Consider the following 18,172-nt stretch of genomic DNA (forward strand, 5'->3'; position numbering starts at 1 on the left):
CTCTGCCAGCGTAAGGGCGGGCGTGCGGTGGGCAAACCGGAAAAAACGTCAATATTTCACGGCTTCCCGCAAGCCTGGAAAAAGTGGCACGTGCGTGTCGTCATTTATCCGACAGTGGAACGGGCAGAGCAGGACAGTTTCGGCACATTGCCGCCTGACAGGAGGCCGGATGCACGACGCCCGTCCCTGGTTAACGTCTTGCGAGCGGGTGACTTTACGTCGGCAGGCAGTCGGCCAGCCACTCTATCCAGTGACGAACCGGCAGGTTCGTATCACCGGCAAGATGGGTGATACAGCCGATATTCGCACTGGCGATACCGGAGGGCACACCGGCCTGCAAGGCGTCCAGCTTGCGGCGGCGTAGCGCGCCGGCCAGCGTCGGTTGCAGCAGCGAATAAGCGCCGGCAGAGCCGCAACACAGGTGACTGTCGGCTACCGGGGTCAAACGATAGCCCGCCCCTTCCAGCAGACGCTCCACGCCGCCCTTGATGCCCTGCCAGTGCTGCAGGGTACAGGGCGAATGCCAGGCCAGGCTGCGGCCTGCCGCACGACCGGCCACCCGCGGCAACAGCCGGTCGATCTCCTGCAGCAGCACCTCGGCGATGTCGCGGGTGTGGCCCGCGAGTTCGGCGGCGGCGGGATCGTCCGGCAACAGATGCGCATAGTCGCGCACGAAAGCCCCGCAGCCGGACGCGGTCATGACGAATGCTTCATGCCCGGCCGTCGCAGCCTGTGCGGCCAGCGTGCGGGCATCGGCTCGTCCGCCCGCCATGTCGTCGGTATGGAAGCGCAGCGCGCCGCAGCACTGCCCCGTCAGCTCGACGAGCGAGATGCCGATCGCATCCAGCACGCGCGCCGCGGCAAGGTTGATGGCGGGACGCATCACCGGCTGCACGCAGCCCCCCAGCACCAGCATGCGCCGCGCGTGACGCGGGGCTGGCCACGCTCCGCCAGCCGGCTCCGGCAGCTTCGCACGCAGGCTGCGTGGCAGCAGCGGCGCTGCCAGACGGCCGACGTCCAGCACGCGGCGGAAAACGCCGGGTCGCGTCAGCGTCTCGCGCAGGAGGCTGCGCAGCGCCGTCGCCGGCGCACTGCGCGGCGCCTGGGCCAAGGCCTCCTTGCGACCGATGTCGAGCAGGTGGCCATAGTCGACGCCCGACGGACAGGTCGTCTCGCAGGCATGGCAGCTCAGGCAGCGGTCGAGGTGTTCGCGCGTGCGTGCCGTGACGGGCGTGCCCTCCAGCATCTGCTTGATGAGGTAGATGCGCCCGCGCGGGCTGTCCAGCTCATCGCCCAGCACCTGGTAGGTCGGACAGGTCGCCAGGCAGAAACCGCAGTGCACGCAGCGTTGCAGGATGTCCTGCGCCTCGTCCCCCTGCGCGGTGTCGCGGATGAAGCCGGCCAGCTGGACACGCATCAGAACTCCCCGCCCATGCGGCCGGGGTTGAACACGCCTTGCGGATCGAAGGCACGCCGCAAGCGGCGATGCAGGGCGGCCATCGGGCCCTGCAGTGGCTCGAAGCTCGCCACCCCCGGCGCACGGTTGCGCCAGCACTGCGCGTGCCCACCCACCGCGCTCACCGCAGCGCGCAGCGCAGCCGCCGGCATGTCGCTGCGCAACCATCGCAGGCCACCGTGCCATTCCATGAGCATTTCCCCCTGCAGCGGCAATGATGCCGTCGTGCCCGGCACGGCCAAGCGCCACAGTGCCTGCGTGCCGCCCGCGAAGAAAGGCAGGCGCTGGTCGCGTAGCGCCTGCCAGTAGCCTGCCGCCTCCACCTCTCCCACGACCTCTCCGCCCGTCACGGCCTGTGCCGCGCGCAGCGAAGCCTCCGTCCCGGACAGGCGCAGGTGTGCCAGGCCAGCCTGCCAGGCCGTGGCGGACAGCGGCAAGGGCTGGCCTGCAAGGCGGTTGAAGCGCTCGATCGCCGCGGCTTCCGTCAGCTCCAGCCTCAGGGTCAGCTCCAGCGGCGGGCGTGGCATCGTCCGTACCGACACCTGCGCAATCAAGCCCAGCGTCCCCCAGGCCCCTGCCATCAGGCGCGAGACATCGAAGCCGGCCACGTTCTTCATGACGCGACCACCGAACTGCAGCCACTGGCCTTGGCCGTCGATCAGGCCGATGCCCAGCAGGTGGTCACGCACGGCGCCCGCCTGCACGCGACGCGGACCGGACAACCCGCTGGCGACCATGCCACCGATGGTGGCGCCGGGAAACGCAGGCGGCTCGAACGCCAGCATCTGCCCATGCGCCGCCAGCAGCGTGGTGACCTCGTCCAGCGAGGTGCCGGCACGCACGCTGATCACCAGTTCGGCCGGATCGTAGTCGATGACGCCGGCGTACCCGCGGGTGTCCAGCAGGTCGCCCTGCAACACGTCGCCGAGGAAGCTCTTGCTGCCACCGCCGACGATGCGCATCGCGCGACCGCTCCTTGCGGCTTCGCGCACCTGCTCGCACCAGCGCCGTGGCAAGGATTCCATCAGAACCTCGGCAGGCCGGGATGGGTGACGGCATCACCGCGCACATGCTGCATGCCGTACTCGGCACAGCGGTTCAGCGTGGGGATGGCCTTGCCGGGATTCAGCAGGCCCTGTCCGTCGAAGGCCAGCTTCACGCGGAAGAAGCTCTCCAGCTCCGCCTCGTTGAACTGCGCGCACATCGCGCCCAGCTTCTCGACGCCGACGCCGTGCTCGCCACTGACCGTGCCGCCGAGTTCGACGGAGTGACGCAGGATGGCCTCGCCGAATTCCTCGGCCCGCCCCTGCTCACCCGGCTGGCTGGCATCGAAGAGGATCAGCGGATGCAGGTTGCCATCACCCGCATGGAACACGTTGAGACAGCGCAGCCCGTAGCGTTGCGCCATGAGGGCGATGCTCTCCAGCATCTCGCCCAGGCGCTTGCGCGGGATCGTGCCGTCCATGCAGTAGTAATCCGCCGCCAGCCGGCCGGCGGCCGGGAAGGCTGCCTTGCGTCCGGCCCAGAAGCGCAGGCGCTCGGCTTCGTCGCGCGACACCCGGATGTCATGGGCACCATGCGCCTGCAGCACCTGGCGGATCTGCGCGATCTCGTCCTCCACCGCCTCCGGCGTGCCGTCGGACTCGACCAGCAGGATCGCCTCGGCATCCAGCGGGTATCCGGCATGCACGAATTCCTCCACTGCCGCGGTGGCCGCCTTGTCCATCATCTCCATGCCGGCCGGGATGATGCCGGCGGAAATCACGCCGGCCACCGCTTCGCCCGCACGCACCACGGAGCCGAAGCTGGCGAGCACGCAGCGCGCGGTCTGCGGCAAGGGCAGCAGGCGCACCGTCACCTCGGTGACCACTGCCAGCATGCCCTCCGAGCCGATCACCAGCGCCAGCAGGTCCAGCCCGGGCGAATCCAGCGCGTGGCTGCCGAACTCCAGCACTTCGCCGTCGATGGACAGCGCGCGCACCCGCATCACGTTGTGCAGGGTCAGGCCGTATTTCAGGCAATGCACGCCGCCGGCGTTCTCCGCCACGTTGCCGCCGATGGTGCAGGCGATCTGCGAACTGGGGTCCGGCGCGTAGTACAGGCCGTGCGGCTTCGCGGCCTCGGAGATCGACAGGTTGCGCACGCCGGGCTGCACGACCGCCAGTCGCGCCAGCGGGTCCAGGCTGACGATGCGGTTGAGCCGCGCCAGCGACATCAGCACGCCCTGTGCGTGAGGCATCGCACCGCCGGACAGGCCGGTGCCCGCGCCGCGCGCCACCACCGGCACGCCGAGTTCGGCGCAGATGCGCAGCACTGCCTGTACCTGCGCCTCGTCCTGCGGGAGCACCACCGCCAGCGGCATCCGCCTGTACGTGGCGAGGCCGTCGCATTCGTATGGCCGTACCGACTCGTCGTCGACCAGCACGGCATCGGCCGGGAGCGCGCGGCGCAGGCGTTGCGCCAGCAGCGCGCGGTCCACCGCGGCAAATTCCCGACTGGCGCGCAGGCTGTCCGGGTTCATGGCGGTTGCGTGATGGCGATTACGTCAGAGCGCCGCCACCATCAGGCGGAAGCAGGCCAGCGTGCCGATGCCCCACACCAGCGAACGCAGGGCATGAACGTCGGCGAGGTAGCAGATCACGTAAGCCACGCGCGCAGCCACGAAGACCAGTGCCCAGGTGTCGATGGTCGCTTGCGGTACGCCGGCCTGGGTCGCCATCAGCACGCCGGCGAGGATCAGCGGCAAGGCCTCCCAGCTGTTCTGCTGCGCCCAGTTGGCACGCTTCGGCCACCCGTCGAGCTGGGCCAGGCCTTCGCGTGGCTTGCGGTTGTTGTAGCGCTGGCCCAGCACCTGCCCGCCCGCCTTGGCAGCGAGGGTCAGCAGCAGGGGACTGAGCGCGGCGAATATGAGGCAGGCGTAGGCAATGTTCATGGGCGTCCGGCGTGGCGGTCAGGAAATGACAGCCAGCTTACGTCCAGCCACCCTGCCCTGTCAGCCGGACAAGCCCGCATTTGCACGCAGGCAAACCACTACACGTCAGAGAGCGTCGGGCAACGTCTCGATGGCGGGCGTGCTGCCCAGCAGGCTGGCGATGGATTGCGCCGTCTGCTGCGGATCACCCGAAGTCCATACCCGCAGCGGCGCGGCTACCTGCGTGGCGGGCGCCAGCAGGTCGGCCGACAGCAGACGGCGCTGCAGATGCGCCGCCACGGCGCCACCGGTGTCGATGACGGCCACCGAAGGCCCCACGATGGCCTCGACCTGCTCGCGCAGGAAGACGTAATGCGTGCAGCCCAGCACCACGACATCCGCACCATCGTCCAGCAAGGGTTGCAGGTGGGAATGGAGCAGCGTGCGAAGGGCCGGGCTGTCGAAGTCGCCGCGCTCGACGAACTCCACCAGGCCGACACCGGGCCGCGTCACCACCTTCACATCGTGCGCGAAGTTGTCCAGCAAGGCGGCGAAGCGCGCGCTCGCCAGCGTACCGGTGGTGGCCAGCACACCGACCACGCCGCCACGCGTCGCCGCGGCAGCCGGTTTGACGGCCGGCTCCATGGCGATCAGCGGCACATCGGGCCAGCGTTCGCGCAGAGTGGCCGCAGCCGCAGCGGTGGCGGTATTGCAGGCCAGCACTAGCGCCTTGGCGCCCTGCTCCAGTAAGAAATGCGCAATCTTCAGCGAGCGCTCGCGGATGAAGTCCTGCGATTTTTCGCCGTAGGGGGCGAAGCCGGAATCCGCCACGTAGAGCATGGACTCCTGCGGCAGGCGGGCGCCGATCTCGCGCAGCACGGACAGACCGCCGAGACCGGAGTCGAAGACGCCGATGGGGCGCGGGTCGCTCATCGGGCTATCACCACGCCGGTGAAGACGCACTCAGAACAGAAGAAGAACGCGGTCGGACATCCCCTGCCACGACGCCCAAAGTCACTGGGCTCCTGCTTCCGCAGGAGCGACGGATTCGTGAGGAGCACGGACAGGGTTTTTCCTCGTCAGATAGCTTTGGCCAGCTTCACCGCGTCGCCGACGTAGCTCGCCGGCGTCATCTGCATCAGGCGCTGCTTGTCGGCCTCCGGAATCTCCAGGGTCAGCACGAAGGCCTGCAGCGCTTCCTTGCTGATGCCGGCACCGCGCGTCAGGGCCTTGAGCTTCTCGTACGGCTCCTCGATGGCGAAGCGGCGCATCACCGTCTGGATCGGCTCGGCCAGCACTTCCCAGGCGGCGTCGATGTCTTCCGCCACGCGGGCCGGGTTGGCTTCCAGCTTGTTGAGGCCACGCAGGCAGGACTCGAAGCCGAGCACGGTATGACCGAAGGCCACGCCCATGTTGCGCAGGACGGTGGAGTCGGTCAGGTCGCGCTGCATGCGCGAGATGGGCAGCTTTTCGCTGAAGTGACGCAGCGTGGCGTTCGCGACGCCGAAGTTGCCTTCGGCATTCTCGAAGTCGATCGGGTTCACCTTGTGCGGCATCGTCGAGCTGCCGACTTCGCCGGCCTTCAGCTTCTGCTTGAAAAAGCCCAGCGAGATGTACATCCAGATGTCGCGGCAGGCGTCGATCAGCATGGTGTTGGCGCGGGCGATGGCGTCGAACAGCTCGGCCATCGCGTCATGCGGCTCGATCTGGATGGTGTACGGGTTGAAGGTGAGGCCCAGCGACTCGATGAAGCGCTGGTTGTTGGCCGCCCAGTCGATGTCCGGGTAGGCGGACAGGTGGGCGTTGTAGTTGCCGACCGCGCCGTTGAACTTGGCGGTCATCTCCACGGCGGCGATGCTCTTGCGGGCGCGCTTCAGGCGGTAGGCGATGTTGGCCATCTCCTTGCCCAGCGTGGTCGGGCTGGCCGGCTGGCCGTGGGTGCGCGACAGCATGGGGATCTCGGCTAGCTGGTGGGCGAGTTCGACAAAACGGGCGATGACCTTGTCCAGTGCCGGCAGCAGGGCCACGTCGCGGCCATCGCGCAGCATCAGCGCATGCGAGACGTTGTTGATGTCTTCCGAGGTGCAGGCGAAGTGGATGAACTCGCTGACCTTCACCACTTCCGCGTTGTCGGCGAAGCGGCGCTTCAGCCAGTACTCCATGGCCTTCACGTCGTGGTTGGTGGTGGCCTCGATATCCTTCACGGCCTGCGCGTCGGCTTCCGAGAAGCCGGCGATCACCGCATCGATCTCGGCCAGCGTGGCGGCGGAGAACGGCGCCACTTCCGGCACGGCCTTTTCGGCCGCCAGCGCCTTGAGCCACTCCAGCTCGACGCGGATGCGGTGGCGGATCAGGCCGTACTCGCTGAAATAGGGGCGCAGGCTGTCGCCCTTGCTGGCGTAACGGCCGTCCAGCGGCGACAGGGCGGTGAGGGCATTCAGGCTCATGGTTCTTCTCGTGGAGCACCGGAAACGGCGCGCATGAAAACAGGAAAGGGCAGAATTATACGCTCCGGCACCGCCCAGACCTGAGTACTGGCCGGGCCCCACTGCACCCCTTCAGCCTGCACGGAATGCTGGACGACATGCCGAACCGTCTGTTGCGCTATACCTGCCTGCTCCCTCCGCTGGCCTCGCGCCCGGCCGCCCTGCTCCTGCTGGCCCTGTGCAGCCTGACCAGCGCCTGCACCCTGGTGCGCCTGCGCGAGGAGGCTGCCGCCATCGACACGGCCACCGTGCTGGTGGGCACCGTCCAGCCCGTCCATTCATGCGCCGGACCGATCCAGGTGCTGGCGCTCGACATGGACGACAGGACGCAGTCCGTCCCGCCCGGCCCACACATCGCCCACCACACCCGCCTGTTCGCGCCCGGCGGCTACGAGCTGATCGTGCCGAGGGGGCGCTACACCGTGCTGGCTTTCTGCGACGCCAACGACAACCTGCGCCACGACCCGGGCGAGGACGCAGGCTGGACCGATCCCGCCAGCCCGCTGGCAGCCTCCGGCGACGGCGTGATCATCGGCAACGACCTTACGCTCGCCTACAAGCTGCTGCCCACCGCCTGGGCGGGCCTGCAGGTGCCGCCCTCGCCGTTCGGCACGCACAGCGCGCGGGCCGGTGCCATCGCCGCGCTGGACACGCCGGCCTTCTCTGCGGAACAGGGGGTGCGTGGCTACTGGGCGCCACTGAGCTTCTACCGCGAGCTGGGCGGCAACATCTATTTCCTGGAACCCTACGACCCGAAGCGCATCCCGGTGCTGTTCATCCACGGCGCAGCCGGCTCGCCGCAGGACTGGCGCGACTTCTTCTCGCGGCTGGACCGCAGCCGCTACCAGGCCTGGTTCTTCTACTACCCGTCCGGCACCTCGCTGGAATCCACCTCCAACCTGCTGTACTGGAAGCTCTACAACCTGCAGGCGGAGTACAGCTTCCAGCAGGTGGTGTTCACCGCGCACAGCATGGGCGGCCTGGTGGCGCGCGATTTCCTGACGCGTCACGCGACGCAGCTGCCGTTCAGCATCCCGCTGTTCGTCAGCCTGTCCACGCCCTGGGCCGGCGAGGCGCGCGCGGAATCCGGCGTGCGCAATTCGCCCGCCGCGGTGCCGTCCTGGTACGACATGCGCCCCGAAGGCCCTTTCCTGCAGGGCCTGTTCCAGCGCCCCCTGCCCGACAACACCCGCTACTACCTGTTCTTCGGCCACCAGGGCAGCCCCGGCCTGTTCCGCCCGAACAACGACGGCGCGGTGACACTGGAAAGCCAGTTGCGCACCAGCGCGCAGGACGAGGCGCGCATGACCTTCGGCTTCAACGAGGACCACACCAGCATCCTGCGTTCGGCGGCGGTCTTCGAGCGCTATGCCGCAGTGCTGAAGAACGCGACCGGCGCGCAGCAGGACGGCAACCAGGGGAACGTCCAGGTCACCCTGCTGGATGCGGCCGGCACGCCGTTCGTGCCGGCGGAAGCACTGTTGCAACTGGAGCCGGAGGGTGCCGGCGGCGAGCGGCTCACGCTGTCGATCGGCCGCCTCAGCAATGCGAAGGTGCTCGGGCCGATCCCCACAGGCCGCTATCGCGCGCGTGCCTTCTCCTATGGCTATGCGACCGACACCCCGTCGCAGAGCATCGAAGTCCGCGCCGACCAGACCCTGGCGCTGCAATTCCGGATGCGGCCACAAGGCGTGCTGTGGGGCTTCATCGGCAGGCCGGTGCAGGCCGCGCAACGCACACCCGCCGGCTACCTTCGCCCGGCCGACACGACGGTGAGCATCCGTCGCATCACCTTGAGCGGCGCGGGCGTCCAGCGCGTCCTCACGCCGAGCAGCACGACGACGGCCGACAGCGTGGAGCGCTACCTGGCCGGGCAGGACGAAGCGCAAGGACCGCACTTCTCCTTCGTCGGCCTGCCGGCGGGTGACTACGAATTGCTGATCGAGGCGGAAGGCTACGCGCCGTCGCGCACCCGGCACCGCGTCACACCGGGGCAGGTTTCGCAGAACGCGATGATCCTGCTCAACCGTTCGTAGGCGCGGCCGGCGTTCCCAGCCTGGCAAGGATGTCGGCGAAGCGCGCGGCCTGCTGCGTCAGGTCGTAACGCTCCAGCACGCGTGCCCTGGCAGCGGCCCCACGCGTGGAACGCTCGGCCAGCGCGGTCGCCATGGCGGTGCCCATCGCCACCTCGTCATCCACAGAGACGACGAAACCGGTGTCAGCGACGATCTCGCGTGCATCGCCCACATCGGTGCTCACCACCGGCGTACCGCAGGACATGGCCTCCACCAGCACGTTGGGGAATGCCTCGCTGCTGGACGACAGCACCGCCACATCGAAGGCGGCATTCCAGCGCTCCACATCACGCTGCGCGCCGACCAGATGGAAACGGTCACGCATGCCGGCAGCATCCAGCAGGTCGAGCAGGTCGAAGTTGGCCGTCTCGCAGCCCTCGCCGACCAGCACGAACTGCGCGGCCGGAATCGCCTGCACGCAGCGCGCGGCCGCACGCACGAAGAGCGCATGGTTCTTCACCGGATGCCAGCGCGCCACCATGCCGAACAGCGGCGTGGCCGGCGACAGGCCCAGCTCGGCGCGCACGACGGCACGCGCCAGCGCCTGCGGCGCGAAGCGCGCGGTGTCGACACCGTTGGGCAACACCACCGTGCGTGCCGCCGGGTAGCCGTAGCGCGACTGCATCAGCGCGGCGCTGCGCGACGAGACGTTGAGGATCAAATCGACCTTGCGCAGGAACAGGCGCGAAGCCTGGATGACGCCGCCGGTGAACAGGCTGTGCGAATGCGCATGGTCCGGCGTGGCGCGGATCGCCCAGGCCAGCGGCAGCTTCGGGCTTCGCGGCAGCGCGCCGGCCAGCACTGCGGCGGCAAGATTGCCGTGGTACATCCAGCCCAGCAGCAGGTCCGGTGCCATCTCGCGCATGGCGGCTCGCGCTGCGCTCAACTGGCCCAGCGGCCAGCGGCCAGGGCGCATGCCCAATGCACGCACCGGAATGCCCGCCGTGCGATACCGCGCGGCCATCGCGCCCTCTCCCCCCAGGCACAGCACGGCCGGTGAAAAGGCTCCGCGGTCCAGCCGCGACAACAGGTTCAACAGCGCATGCTCCGCACCGCCATTGCCAAGGCTGGCCACGACGACCAGCAGCTTTTTTGCAGGACCGCTCAAACACCCTCCTTGTCACGCTTGCCGATCACACCACGCTCGCGCCAGGCACGGTGGTGGTGCAGCGCGAAGACCACGCAGGCCGTCGCCCAGGCCATGAACAGGGCGCCGTTGCGCGCGCCGCTACGCCACAACACGTACATCGCCACCGCCACGAAGATTGCCAGGCCCCAGGCGAACAGCACCACCATGCCGGGCGAACGACCCTGCGCCAGCAGCAGATGATGGAAATGGCGCCGGTCCGCCGCGAAAGGGCTTTGCCCGCAACGCAGGCGCAGTGCCGCCACCGCGAGCAGGTCGGCCATCGGCATCCAGCAGGCGGCGAGCAACGCACTCCAGTGGATCTTCGGCGCCGGCCCGCCACCGAGCTGCAGCATGAACCACAGCACCAGCATGCCGACCCCGAACGCTCCGGCGTCCCCGAGGAACACGCGCGCCCGGCCCTGCCAGGGCAGCCGTGCGTTGAGCAACAGGAAACCCGTCACGGCCGCCTGCAGCAGCAGGACAATGCGCTGCAGGCTTCCCATGCCGGCGGCATCCGCCATCGCCGCGAGCAGGAACAGGCCGATGACCAGCAAGCCGCCGCAGAGGCCATCCACGCCGTCGATGGTGTTGATCGCGTTCAACAGCCCGACCCCCAGCACGACGCTGAAGGGCGTGGCGAACACGCCGAGCTCGATGCTCCCCAGGCCCGGCAGCGCGAAGGTCTCGAAGCTCAGGCCCGAGGTCTTCAGCAACAGCCAGACGGCGGCGATCTGCGCCCACAGCTTGTGCCGGGCCGGCACGTCGTAGATGTCATCCAGCAGACCCACCAGCACGGCCAGGCCGACCGGCACTGCCACGGCAGCAAAGTTGCCGGCGATGCCCGCCATCCTGGCCGACAGCACGAAGCCGAGGAGGATGGCCAACCCACCCACCAGCGGCACGGCCCCCTCGTGCTGCTTGCGGGCGTCCGGCTGGTCGACCAGGCGCAGGCGCGGCGCGAGCGCGGCCAGTATCCAGGCAGACATTGCCGAGACAAGCAACGCGGTGAGCCAGGCTTTCATCGAACGGCGTCAGGCGGGAGCAGAGGCAGGCGCGGCGTACACGGCCAGCGTCTGGGCAATGTTGTGGGCATCGTCATAGTAGCGCTCGGCGTCCGCCCTTGCCGCCAGCCCCATGCGTCGCGCCGTCACCGGATCATCGACCAGGCGCAGCACGGACGCGGCGAACGCAGCCGCGTCACCACGGGGAAACAGCAGACCGTTCTCGCCATGCCGCACGATGTCGCGACAGCCCGGCACGTCGCTGGCGAGCAGCGGCCGCGCGCTGGCAGCAGCTTCGATCAAGGTGCGCGGCAGGCCTTCGCCATGACTGGGCAGCGCGGCGAGGCTGGCGCGCGCGTTCAGTTGCGGGATGTCCTCGCGATGACCCAGGAAGCGCACCGCTCCCTCGCTGGCCCAGCGCTCGACCTGTGCCTGCGGAATGCAGTCCGGGTTGCTGTCGTCGCGATCGCCCACCAGCCAGAATTCGATTTCCGCGCGCTGCCGCCGCACGCTTGCAGCCGCCTCCACGAAGGTGGCGATGCCCTTCGCCCACAGCAGGCGCGCCACCATCAGCACGACGGGCGGCTGGTCCGCAGGAGGCGGCGCCATATCGAAACGCGCGAGGTTCACGCCGGACCCCGGCACCAGGTGCGCGCGTGCGCGCCGCAGCACGCCGAGTTTCTGGAACAGCGCCAGGTTGTCGCGGTTCTGGAACACGATGTCGCAGCCGGCGAACAGCACGCGGTACACGGTGAGAATGATCGGCCGCAGCAGCCGCGCCTTCCATGATGAAGACATCATCACATGGCCCAGCCCGGTGATCGCATTCACCACCTTGCGCACGCCGGCGCACCGCGCGGCGACGGTGCCGTAGAGCACGCACTTGATGGTGAAGTGATGCACCACGTCCGGCTGCAACGCGCGGTAGAGCCGCCACAGGCGCCACAGCACGGCCAGTTCGGCGAGCGGATTCAGGCCGTGACGCGCGAACGGAAACACCCGCCAGTCATGGCCCGCCGCGCGCAAGCGCTCGCCCCACTCGCCCTGCGGGCTCAGCAATACCACCTCGTGCCCCGCCGCCTTCAACGCATCGGCCAGCGCGAGGCGAAAGTTGTAGAGGTACCAGTCGGTATTGGCGAACAGGACGATGCGCATCATGCGCCCCGGGCTCGGTGCCCCGAGCCTGTTGTGCTCTCGTGCCTTGGGCCTGTCGAAGGGCCTACCACCAACCGCCAACTGTCACGTTTACGGCTTCGGCGAGTTGGCTTCGACGGGCTCAGCCAACGGGCTGTGCCGCGCCCTGAGCTTGTCGAAGGGCGGCGCTCGAAGCGCAGAGGGCAACCGGACGCGCAATACACACGGCGAAGGCCAACCGGCTTCGCCCCCGTGGACAAGCTCAGGGACCGCAGCCAAGCGAAGGCCCGTGCCCTGAGCCCGTCGAAGGGCAAGCAACGCACGAACCAGGCTGACGTCAGACAGACGCTCACCGCGCCGCCCCGGCGACACGTTCGCGGTATTGCTCATACCACTGCTGGAACATCAGCACGTCCCACAGGTGGTAGTGCCAGTCGCTGCGGCCGCTCAGATGCTCGGCCCACTTCCGGCGCACCGGCTGCGGGTCGAGCATGCCGCTGGCAAGCAGCCTGTCCGGCGCCAGCAATGCCTCCGCCCAGTCGCGCAGCGGGCCACGCAGCCAGGGGCCCAGCGGGATGCCGAAACCCTGCTTGGGGCGTTCGAACAACGGGCGCGGCACGTGGCGGGCCAGCAGCTCGCGCATCAGGTACTTGCCCGCAGTCTTCCCCGAGCCGCCGCGCAGCTTCAGCGACAGCGGCACCGTCCACGCGAACTCCACCAGGCGGCTGTCGAGGAAGGGCGTACGTGTCTCCAGGCTGACCGCCATCGCCGCGCGGTCCACCTTCACCATGATGTCGTCCGGCAAGTAGGCCAGGGTGTCGTGCGCCTGCATGTACTCGATGTCGTTGGCGCCGACGCCGGCCGCGGCGCGCGCCATCTCCAGTGGGTGCAGGCGTGCGCCCGGCACCAGCACCGACGGATCCTTCCAGTGCGAGATGAGCTCGTCGTAGAAGCCGACGGGCGACTTCGCGCGCAGGATGCGCGCCACGCGGCCGATCTTCTCGCCCGGTGATGCGCGCAGCAGGCGCGGTGCCGCATTGCCCAACGCGCGTCCGGCGGCGTCCCACGCCCTGGCCGGCACCGCATCCAGCCCCAGCGCCGCCGCGCGACGCAAGCCCAGCGGCATGCCCTGCACGCGCTTCCAAAGACCATCGCCGACGATGTAGCGCGTGTAACCCGCGAACATCTCGTCACCGCCGTCGCCCGACAGCGCCACGGTGACGTGCTGGCGTGCGAAGCGTGACACCAGGCTCGTCGGCAACTGCGAGCTGTCGGAGAAAGGCTCGTCGTACAGGCTCGCCACCTGCGGCACGAGGTCCAGCGCGTCCTGGCCGGTGAGGTACAGCTCGTGGTGCTCGGTGCCGAGGTGCGCCGCCACCTCGCGCGCGAAGCGACCTTCGTCGAAGCTGTCTTCCTTGAAACCGATGGTGAAGGTCTTCACCGGCCGCGACGCGCGCTTCTGCATCATCGCCACGACCAGCGAGGAGTCGATACCACCGGACAGGAAGGCCCCCAGCGGCACGTCGGAAATCATCTGCTCGCCGATCACCTCGCCGAGCACGGCATCCAGCCGGTCGACCCACTGCGACTCGTCGGCGACGCTGCCGGCGCGCGTGGCCTCGCCGGCACGCATGGCGTCCTCCAGACGCCAGTACGGCCGGGGCGTACCGACGCGCCCTTCGTGGATTTCCAGCACATGTCCCGGCAGCAGCTTCTGGACGTGACGGAACACGCTCTGTGGCGCGGGGATGCAGTTGTAGTGCATCAGCGCCCCGACGGCATCACGATCCAGTTCGCCGTACCAGGACGGATGCGGATACAGCGCGCGCAGTTCGGAGCCGAACAGCAGTGCGCCGTCCGGCATGCGCCCCCAGTACAGCGGCTTCTCGCCAAGGCGATCACGCGCCAGCAGCAGGCGCCGCTCGCCAGCATGCCAGGCGGCCAGCGCGAACATGCCGCTGCAGCGTTGCACGGCGGCATCCACGCCCCACAGGTCGATGGCCTCCGCCAGCACCTCGGAGTCCGAATGGCCGCGCCACGCGAAGCCGCCGCCGTGTGCGGCCTCCACCTCGCGACGCAGCGACTGGAAGTTGTAGATCTCGCCGTTGAACACCAGCATCCAGCGGCCTGAGCGGCAGGCCATCGGTTGCGCGCCGGCCTCGGTCAGGTCGAGGATCGCCAGGCGGCGGTGCGACAACGCCAGCCCCGCGCCAGGGTCTGCCCATTCACCATGCGCATCCGGGCCGCGATGCCGGATGGCATCGCCCATCGCGCGTGCGACGGCGGTCAGGCGCGCAACGTCCCATCCGGGTTGGGGGTTCAGATAGCCGGCAATACCGCACATGATTTCGTTCTTCTGATGGGGTGTTGTGGGGAGATGGACCGAGGAGTCGTCACGCGTTCAGGCCGCCACCTGTTCAGGCTGCGGCCTCGCGCAGGATCGCCGCGAGCCTGGGCACGATGACCTCAGCGGAGTAATGCTGCTGCACGACCCGCCTGCCATTGTCGCCGAGACGGCGGGACAGCATGTCGTCACGCAACAGCGCGATCGCCGCATCCACCCACTCGCCTGCATCGCGCGCGCCCTGCCCGACTTCATCGTGTGCCAGCACCTCGGCATTCATGCCCCAGGGCGACACCAGCACCGGCAGACCGCAGGCCATGTAGGTCAGCATCTTGAAGCTGCATTTGCCGCGCGTCCACGCCGTGTCGGGCATGGGCATGAGGCCCAGGTGGGCAGTCTGCAGGGCTGTCACCTCGGTGGCCGGGTCCCAGGGCCAGTGGTCGACCCGTTCCTGCGGCAGGCCACGCAACTGCGGTGGCTGATTGCACACGACGCGCAGGCGCACGTCCGGCAGGCTGGCCATGATGCGGGCCAGGGCGGGCACGATGTCCTGCAGGTAGGGCAGGCCGCTGGCGCTGCCGGACCACACCATCACTCTTGCGCCGGCGTCGCGGGCCAGTGAAGCGGCGGGCCGGTAGTGCGCGGTATCCACCGCCGTCGGCAGCACCCAGACTTTCGCGTGACGGGAAAAGTGCTCGGCAATGTAGGCGTTGCCGCAGATGACGCGGCCCAGGCGCTGCGCAATCCGGTCGATGCCGCCAAAGCGCTGGTTGAGCCAGATGGCATCGTCCACGTCGAACACGGCGGGCCCCCGCCAGCGATCCTCGATGGTGTGCAGGGTGGATAACAACTCACGCTGGAACAGGGCGACATCGCTTCGCCCCGCCTCCCGCAAGGCCACGGCGCGCTCCGCCAGGGCGTGCGGTGCCCATTTCACGCGCGCGATCAGGCCCGGAGGCGGGTACGCGCCATGACGTGCAGGCCATTCGCGCACGGCAATCCCCTCTTCCGCCAGCAAGGGAATCAGCGCCCGCACGCGAAAACGCGCGGAGGGTACGTCGTCGCCCTGCGTAAACGCTGCAACCTGAAGGGGCCGGATGCCGGTGGCTGGCAGGTTCATGTCATGCCGCTCCTCGCGCGCCACCAATCCGCCAGCCAGCCCCGACAACCGGCGCCATCCAGCACCAGCATGCAGCTGCCATACACGGCAACGCCGCACAGCCCCTGCATTGCGAGTGCCGCGACGCCGTGCCCATCCAGCCGCGCAACCACCACGGCCATCACCAGGGTGCTGAGGACAGGCGCAGCCCAGGTCTTGTCCGGCCAACCCCAGCCCAAAGTCCTGCGCCCCGACCACATGGACAAGGCCAGGCAGAAGGCCTGCGCCACCACGGCGGCCCAGGCCGAGCCCAGTGCGCTATGTACAGGTGCCCACCACAGGTTGAGCGTCACGCCCAGCGCCGCCGACAGCCCGACGTTGCGCAACTGCAGGCCCATGCGGCCGGCAAGATAGAGGCCGATATCGGCGAAGAACATGCGGGTGCAGGCCAGCGCGATCGCCAGCGTGAGCCAGGGCCACACCGCCAGCGCAACGGACTCGTAGGCCGCGCCGAAGAACACCGACGACAAGGCGCGGGCCACCAGCGCAAAGCCCGCCACGGCGGGCAACAGGACGGCCAGCGCCAGCAAGGCGTAACGGCGGGCAAGGCGGTGACGTTCGACGAGATCACCGGCTTCATGCGCACGCACCAGACGCGGATACCAGGCCAGGTACAAGGCCCCGAACAGGAAGCCCAGGCTCTGCTGGGTCAGGTCGCCCACCGCCGCGTAGGCGCCCAGCACCTCCGGCGGCACCGCGGCCGCCAGCATGAAACGGTCAGCCCACTGCAGCACTGCCGTCATCAGCAGCGTGGCGCCGAGCGGCAGGCAGAAGCTGCGCAGCCGCCCGCGCCAGAGGGCGGTGTCCACATCCGCCCCACACGCTGGCCGCTGGGCGAACAAGCCGGTCCAGTCGCTGCGCGCAACGAGGACGACGGCCAGTACGGCCGCCAGCCCATAGGCAGCGACGACCCCCGGCACGCCCGCGCTTACCGCGAGCGCGGCGGCACCGATCGCCACGAGCAGCAAGGCCTTCGACACGAACATGCCGGCATAGCGCCGGCTCTGCCCCGTCGCCGTCGCATGCTGTGCCGAGAAGTCGAACAGCCCCTGGCTGGCGCCCAGCACCCACGCGGCCGAGGCCAGCCCCAACGGCCAGGCCCCCGACAGGCCTGCGACCAGTTCCGCAATAGCGGCGCACAGTGCCAGTGCAAGGCTCACACCGACCAACAGCCGGCCGAGCACGACACGCGCTGCCGCCTCCGCCACCACGAAGCGGCTCAGGGCGTGCTGCAAGGGTTGCAGGAACACGGCCACCGCCACCGCCGCCACGCTGCTCGCCAACGCCACCCAGCCATAACCGGCCGGCCCCAGCCCGCGCGCGAACAACCCCACCGCCACCAGCGAGACCAGCCCCGCCGTGGCGCGTGCCGCCATGTAGATTGCGCTGGCCCGCAGGCTCATGCGGTGCGAACCTGCCGCGGGGCATCTGTTGCGGCACCGCCAAACGGATACGAAGAGCTCGACCAACCAGCGTGCGAAAGGAGCTGATTACTGCGCCAACGCCTGCCTTCGGTGCACTCGATTGATGACAGCACCGTGCCCTGGGCCTGTCGAAGGGCACGCGCATCATGCGGCTGCACGGCGGACGACCAGGACTTCACAAACGCCTCAACACGTAGCGCAGCTGGTAGCACGGCAGCAGGTAGCAGAGGTTCTCCTCGTGGAATTCCTGCAGCCAGCGCGAAGCGTTGAACAGCTTGCCCATGGCCCGGCGAACAAGGCCGCGCAACGGGAACGGCGAATCGAAATCCAGCCGCACGTCCATCAGCTCGAACGCCGGCTCGCGGCCGTACTGCGGGACACCCCGGCGAAACAGGCTTGACCTCGCCAGATAGGAAAAGGTGTAGAGACCGAAGAACCGGCTGTGCGTCGGGTCGGAATAGAAATAGGGATTGGCGAAATGCGGCACCTCGACGTCCAGCATCGCGCCCGGCGTCATCACCCGCGCCACTTCGGCCAGCAGACGATCAAGATCCGCGACGTGCTCGAAGAAGTGGTAGGCATGCACCGCCGACACGCTTGCCGCGGGCAAGGCCGCCAGCACGCTGAAGACATCCCCGACGAGATCCACGCCGGGATAGTCCAGCGCATCGACACCGATCGCCTCGGCATGGCGTTTACGCGACCCACAGCCGAGTTCCAGCGCCAGCCGCTGCCCGGCCGCTAACCGCGCCATCACGCCCGATCTGTCCGCAAACCCCGCACGGTTCTCCGTCGCCTCAGTCACCGCTCGCGCCCTGTTCTGCAAAGCATCGGAGTATAGCGGCGCGGGCCAGTGCGCTTGTCCGCAAAGCAGATCGCTTATGAAGTGGGGGAGTCGCCTGCATTGCGCACAGCGTCCCGCGCCGAGCCGGATAGTGGCCAGCCAGCATCGTGCCGTGTCACCCCTGCTGGCATGCATTCCGGCATCAACGCTTCATCTGGATTGGTGTCTGCCAACACCACATGCACCGTCCGCGAACACGAGGGGTTGAT

At 68.7% G+C, this 18,172-nt stretch carries 14 protein-coding genes; 1 reads left to right on the plus strand and 13 read right to left on the minus strand.

What is annotated here, in order from left to right; genetic code table 11:
- Positions 1-214: 214 nt before the first annotated feature.
- From glcF to purB, 6 genes are all read right to left on the minus strand, one after another.
- Positions 215-1,417, minus strand: a complete 1,203-nt coding sequence (glcF, locus tag VVD47_RS03795) for a glycolate oxidase subunit GlcF (protein WP_327602068.1) — start codon at positions 1,415-1,417, stop codon at positions 215-217.
- Positions 1,417-2,481 carry a glycolate oxidase subunit GlcE gene (glcE, locus tag VVD47_RS03800; protein WP_327602069.1) on the minus strand — a complete coding sequence of 355 codons (1,065 nt, stop codon included), beginning with the start codon at positions 2,479-2,481 and terminating at the stop codon, positions 1,417-1,419. The genes glcF and glcE overlap by 1 nt, the downstream gene beginning before the upstream one ends.
- Positions 2,481-3,977: an FAD-linked oxidase C-terminal domain-containing protein gene (locus VVD47_RS03805; RefSeq protein ID WP_327602070.1), complete on the minus strand. Its 1,497-nt coding sequence runs from the start codon at positions 3,975-3,977 to the stop codon at positions 2,481-2,483. Before VVD47_RS03805 ends, glcE begins: the two co-directional genes overlap by 1 nt.
- Before the next feature lie 24 nt (positions 3,978-4,001).
- Positions 4,002-4,388: an MAPEG family protein gene (locus VVD47_RS03810; RefSeq protein WP_327602071.1), complete on the minus strand. Its 387-nt coding sequence runs from the start codon at positions 4,386-4,388 to the stop codon at positions 4,002-4,004.
- 105 nt (positions 4,389-4,493) lie between these two features.
- Positions 4,494-5,300 carry a glutamate racemase gene (murI, locus tag VVD47_RS03815; protein ID WP_327602072.1) on the minus strand — a complete coding sequence of 269 codons (807 nt, stop codon included), beginning with the start codon at positions 5,298-5,300 and terminating at the stop codon, positions 4,494-4,496.
- A 146-nt stretch (positions 5,301-5,446) separates the two neighbouring features.
- Positions 5,447-6,814: an adenylosuccinate lyase gene (gene purB, locus VVD47_RS03820; RefSeq protein ID WP_327602073.1), complete on the minus strand. Its 1,368-nt coding sequence runs from the start codon at positions 6,812-6,814 to the stop codon at positions 5,447-5,449.
- A 137-nt stretch (positions 6,815-6,951) separates the two neighbouring features.
- Between purB and VVD47_RS03825 the strand changes: the two genes are divergently transcribed.
- Positions 6,952-8,889, plus strand: a complete 1,938-nt coding sequence (locus tag VVD47_RS03825; protein WP_327602074.1) for a PGAP1-like alpha/beta domain-containing protein — start codon at positions 6,952-6,954, stop codon at positions 8,887-8,889.
- Here the strand turns inward: VVD47_RS03825 and VVD47_RS03830 are convergent.
- The 7 genes from VVD47_RS03830 to VVD47_RS03860 all read right to left on the minus strand — a co-directional run bounded on the left by VVD47_RS03830 (position 8,876) and on the right by VVD47_RS03860 (position 17,924).
- A complete protein-coding gene (locus tag VVD47_RS03830; protein WP_327602075.1) occupies positions 8,876-10,036 on the minus strand; it encodes a glycosyltransferase in 1,161 nt (386 codons plus the stop codon). The genes VVD47_RS03825 and VVD47_RS03830 overlap by 14 nt on opposite strands.
- A complete protein-coding gene (locus VVD47_RS03835) occupies positions 10,033-11,043 on the minus strand; it encodes an MraY family glycosyltransferase (RefSeq protein WP_327602076.1) in 1,011 nt (336 codons plus the stop codon). Before VVD47_RS03835 ends, VVD47_RS03830 begins: the two co-directional genes overlap by 4 nt.
- Positions 11,044-11,088: 45 nt before the next feature.
- Positions 11,089-12,216, minus strand: coding sequence for a glycosyltransferase family 4 protein (locus VVD47_RS03840; protein WP_327602077.1), 1,128 nt, complete (start codon positions 12,214-12,216; stop codon positions 11,089-11,091).
- A 325-nt stretch (positions 12,217-12,541) separates the two neighbouring features.
- On the minus strand, positions 12,542-14,536 hold the full coding sequence (asnB, locus tag VVD47_RS03845; RefSeq protein WP_327602078.1) for an asparagine synthase (glutamine-hydrolyzing): 1,995 nt from the start codon (positions 14,534-14,536) through the stop codon (positions 12,542-12,544).
- A gap of 73 nt (positions 14,537-14,609) precedes the next feature.
- Positions 14,610-15,656, minus strand: a complete 1,047-nt coding sequence (locus tag VVD47_RS03850; RefSeq protein ID WP_327602079.1) for a glycosyltransferase family 4 protein — start codon at positions 15,654-15,656, stop codon at positions 14,610-14,612.
- Positions 15,653-17,098 carry a lipopolysaccharide biosynthesis protein gene (locus VVD47_RS03855; RefSeq protein WP_327602080.1) on the minus strand — a complete coding sequence of 482 codons (1,446 nt, stop codon included), beginning with the start codon at positions 17,096-17,098 and terminating at the stop codon, positions 15,653-15,655. The genes VVD47_RS03850 and VVD47_RS03855 overlap by 4 nt, the downstream gene beginning before the upstream one ends.
- A gap of 196 nt (positions 17,099-17,294) precedes the next feature.
- The gene (locus VVD47_RS03860) at positions 17,295-17,924 is read right to left on the minus strand and encodes a methyltransferase domain-containing protein (protein ID WP_327602081.1); all 630 of its coding nucleotides are present in this window, start codon (positions 17,922-17,924) and stop codon (positions 17,295-17,297) included.
- Between the last annotated feature and the right edge of the window lie 248 nt (positions 17,925-18,172).

It is taken from the genome of Uliginosibacterium sp. H1 (assembly GCF_036017065.1).
In the GTDB taxonomy this organism is placed as follows: domain Bacteria; phylum Pseudomonadota; class Gammaproteobacteria; order Burkholderiales; family Rhodocyclaceae; genus Uliginosibacterium.

Coding starts and splice junctions, on each gene's coding strand:
- VVD47_RS03805 (WP_327602070.1), bottom strand. CDS start 3,977: ATGAACCCGGACAGCCTGCGCGCCAGTCGGGAATTTGCCGCGGTGGAC.
- purB (WP_327602073.1), bottom strand. CDS start 6,814: ATGAGCCTGAATGCCCTCACCGCCCTGTCGCCGCTGGACGGCCGTTAC.
- VVD47_RS03825 (WP_327602074.1), top strand. CDS start 6,952: ATGCCGAACCGTCTGTTGCGCTATACCTGCCTGCTCCCTCCGCTGGCC.
- murI (WP_327602072.1), bottom strand. CDS start 5,300: ATGAGCGACCCGCGCCCCATCGGCGTCTTCGACTCCGGTCTCGGCGGT.
- VVD47_RS03840 (WP_327602077.1), bottom strand. CDS start 12,216: ATGATGCGCATCGTCCTGTTCGCCAATACCGACTGGTACCTCTACAAC.
- glcF (WP_327602068.1), bottom strand. CDS start 1,417: ATGCGTGTCCAGCTGGCCGGCTTCATCCGCGACACCGCGCAGGGGGAC.
- VVD47_RS03835 (WP_327602076.1), bottom strand. CDS start 11,043: ATGTCTGCCTGGATACTGGCCGCGCTCGCGCCGCGCCTGCGCCTGGTC.
- glcE (WP_327602069.1), bottom strand. CDS start 2,481: ATGGAATCCTTGCCACGGCGCTGGTGCGAGCAGGTGCGCGAAGCCGCA.
- VVD47_RS03855 (WP_327602080.1), bottom strand. CDS start 17,098: ATGAGCCTGCGGGCCAGCGCAATCTACATGGCGGCACGCGCCACGGCG.
- VVD47_RS03810 (WP_327602071.1), bottom strand. CDS start 4,388: ATGAACATTGCCTACGCCTGCCTCATATTCGCCGCGCTCAGTCCCCTG.
- VVD47_RS03850 (WP_327602079.1), bottom strand. CDS start 15,656: ATGAACCTGCCAGCCACCGGCATCCGGCCCCTTCAGGTTGCAGCGTTT.
- asnB (WP_327602078.1), bottom strand. CDS start 14,536: ATGTGCGGTATTGCCGGCTATCTGAACCCCCAACCCGGATGGGACGTT.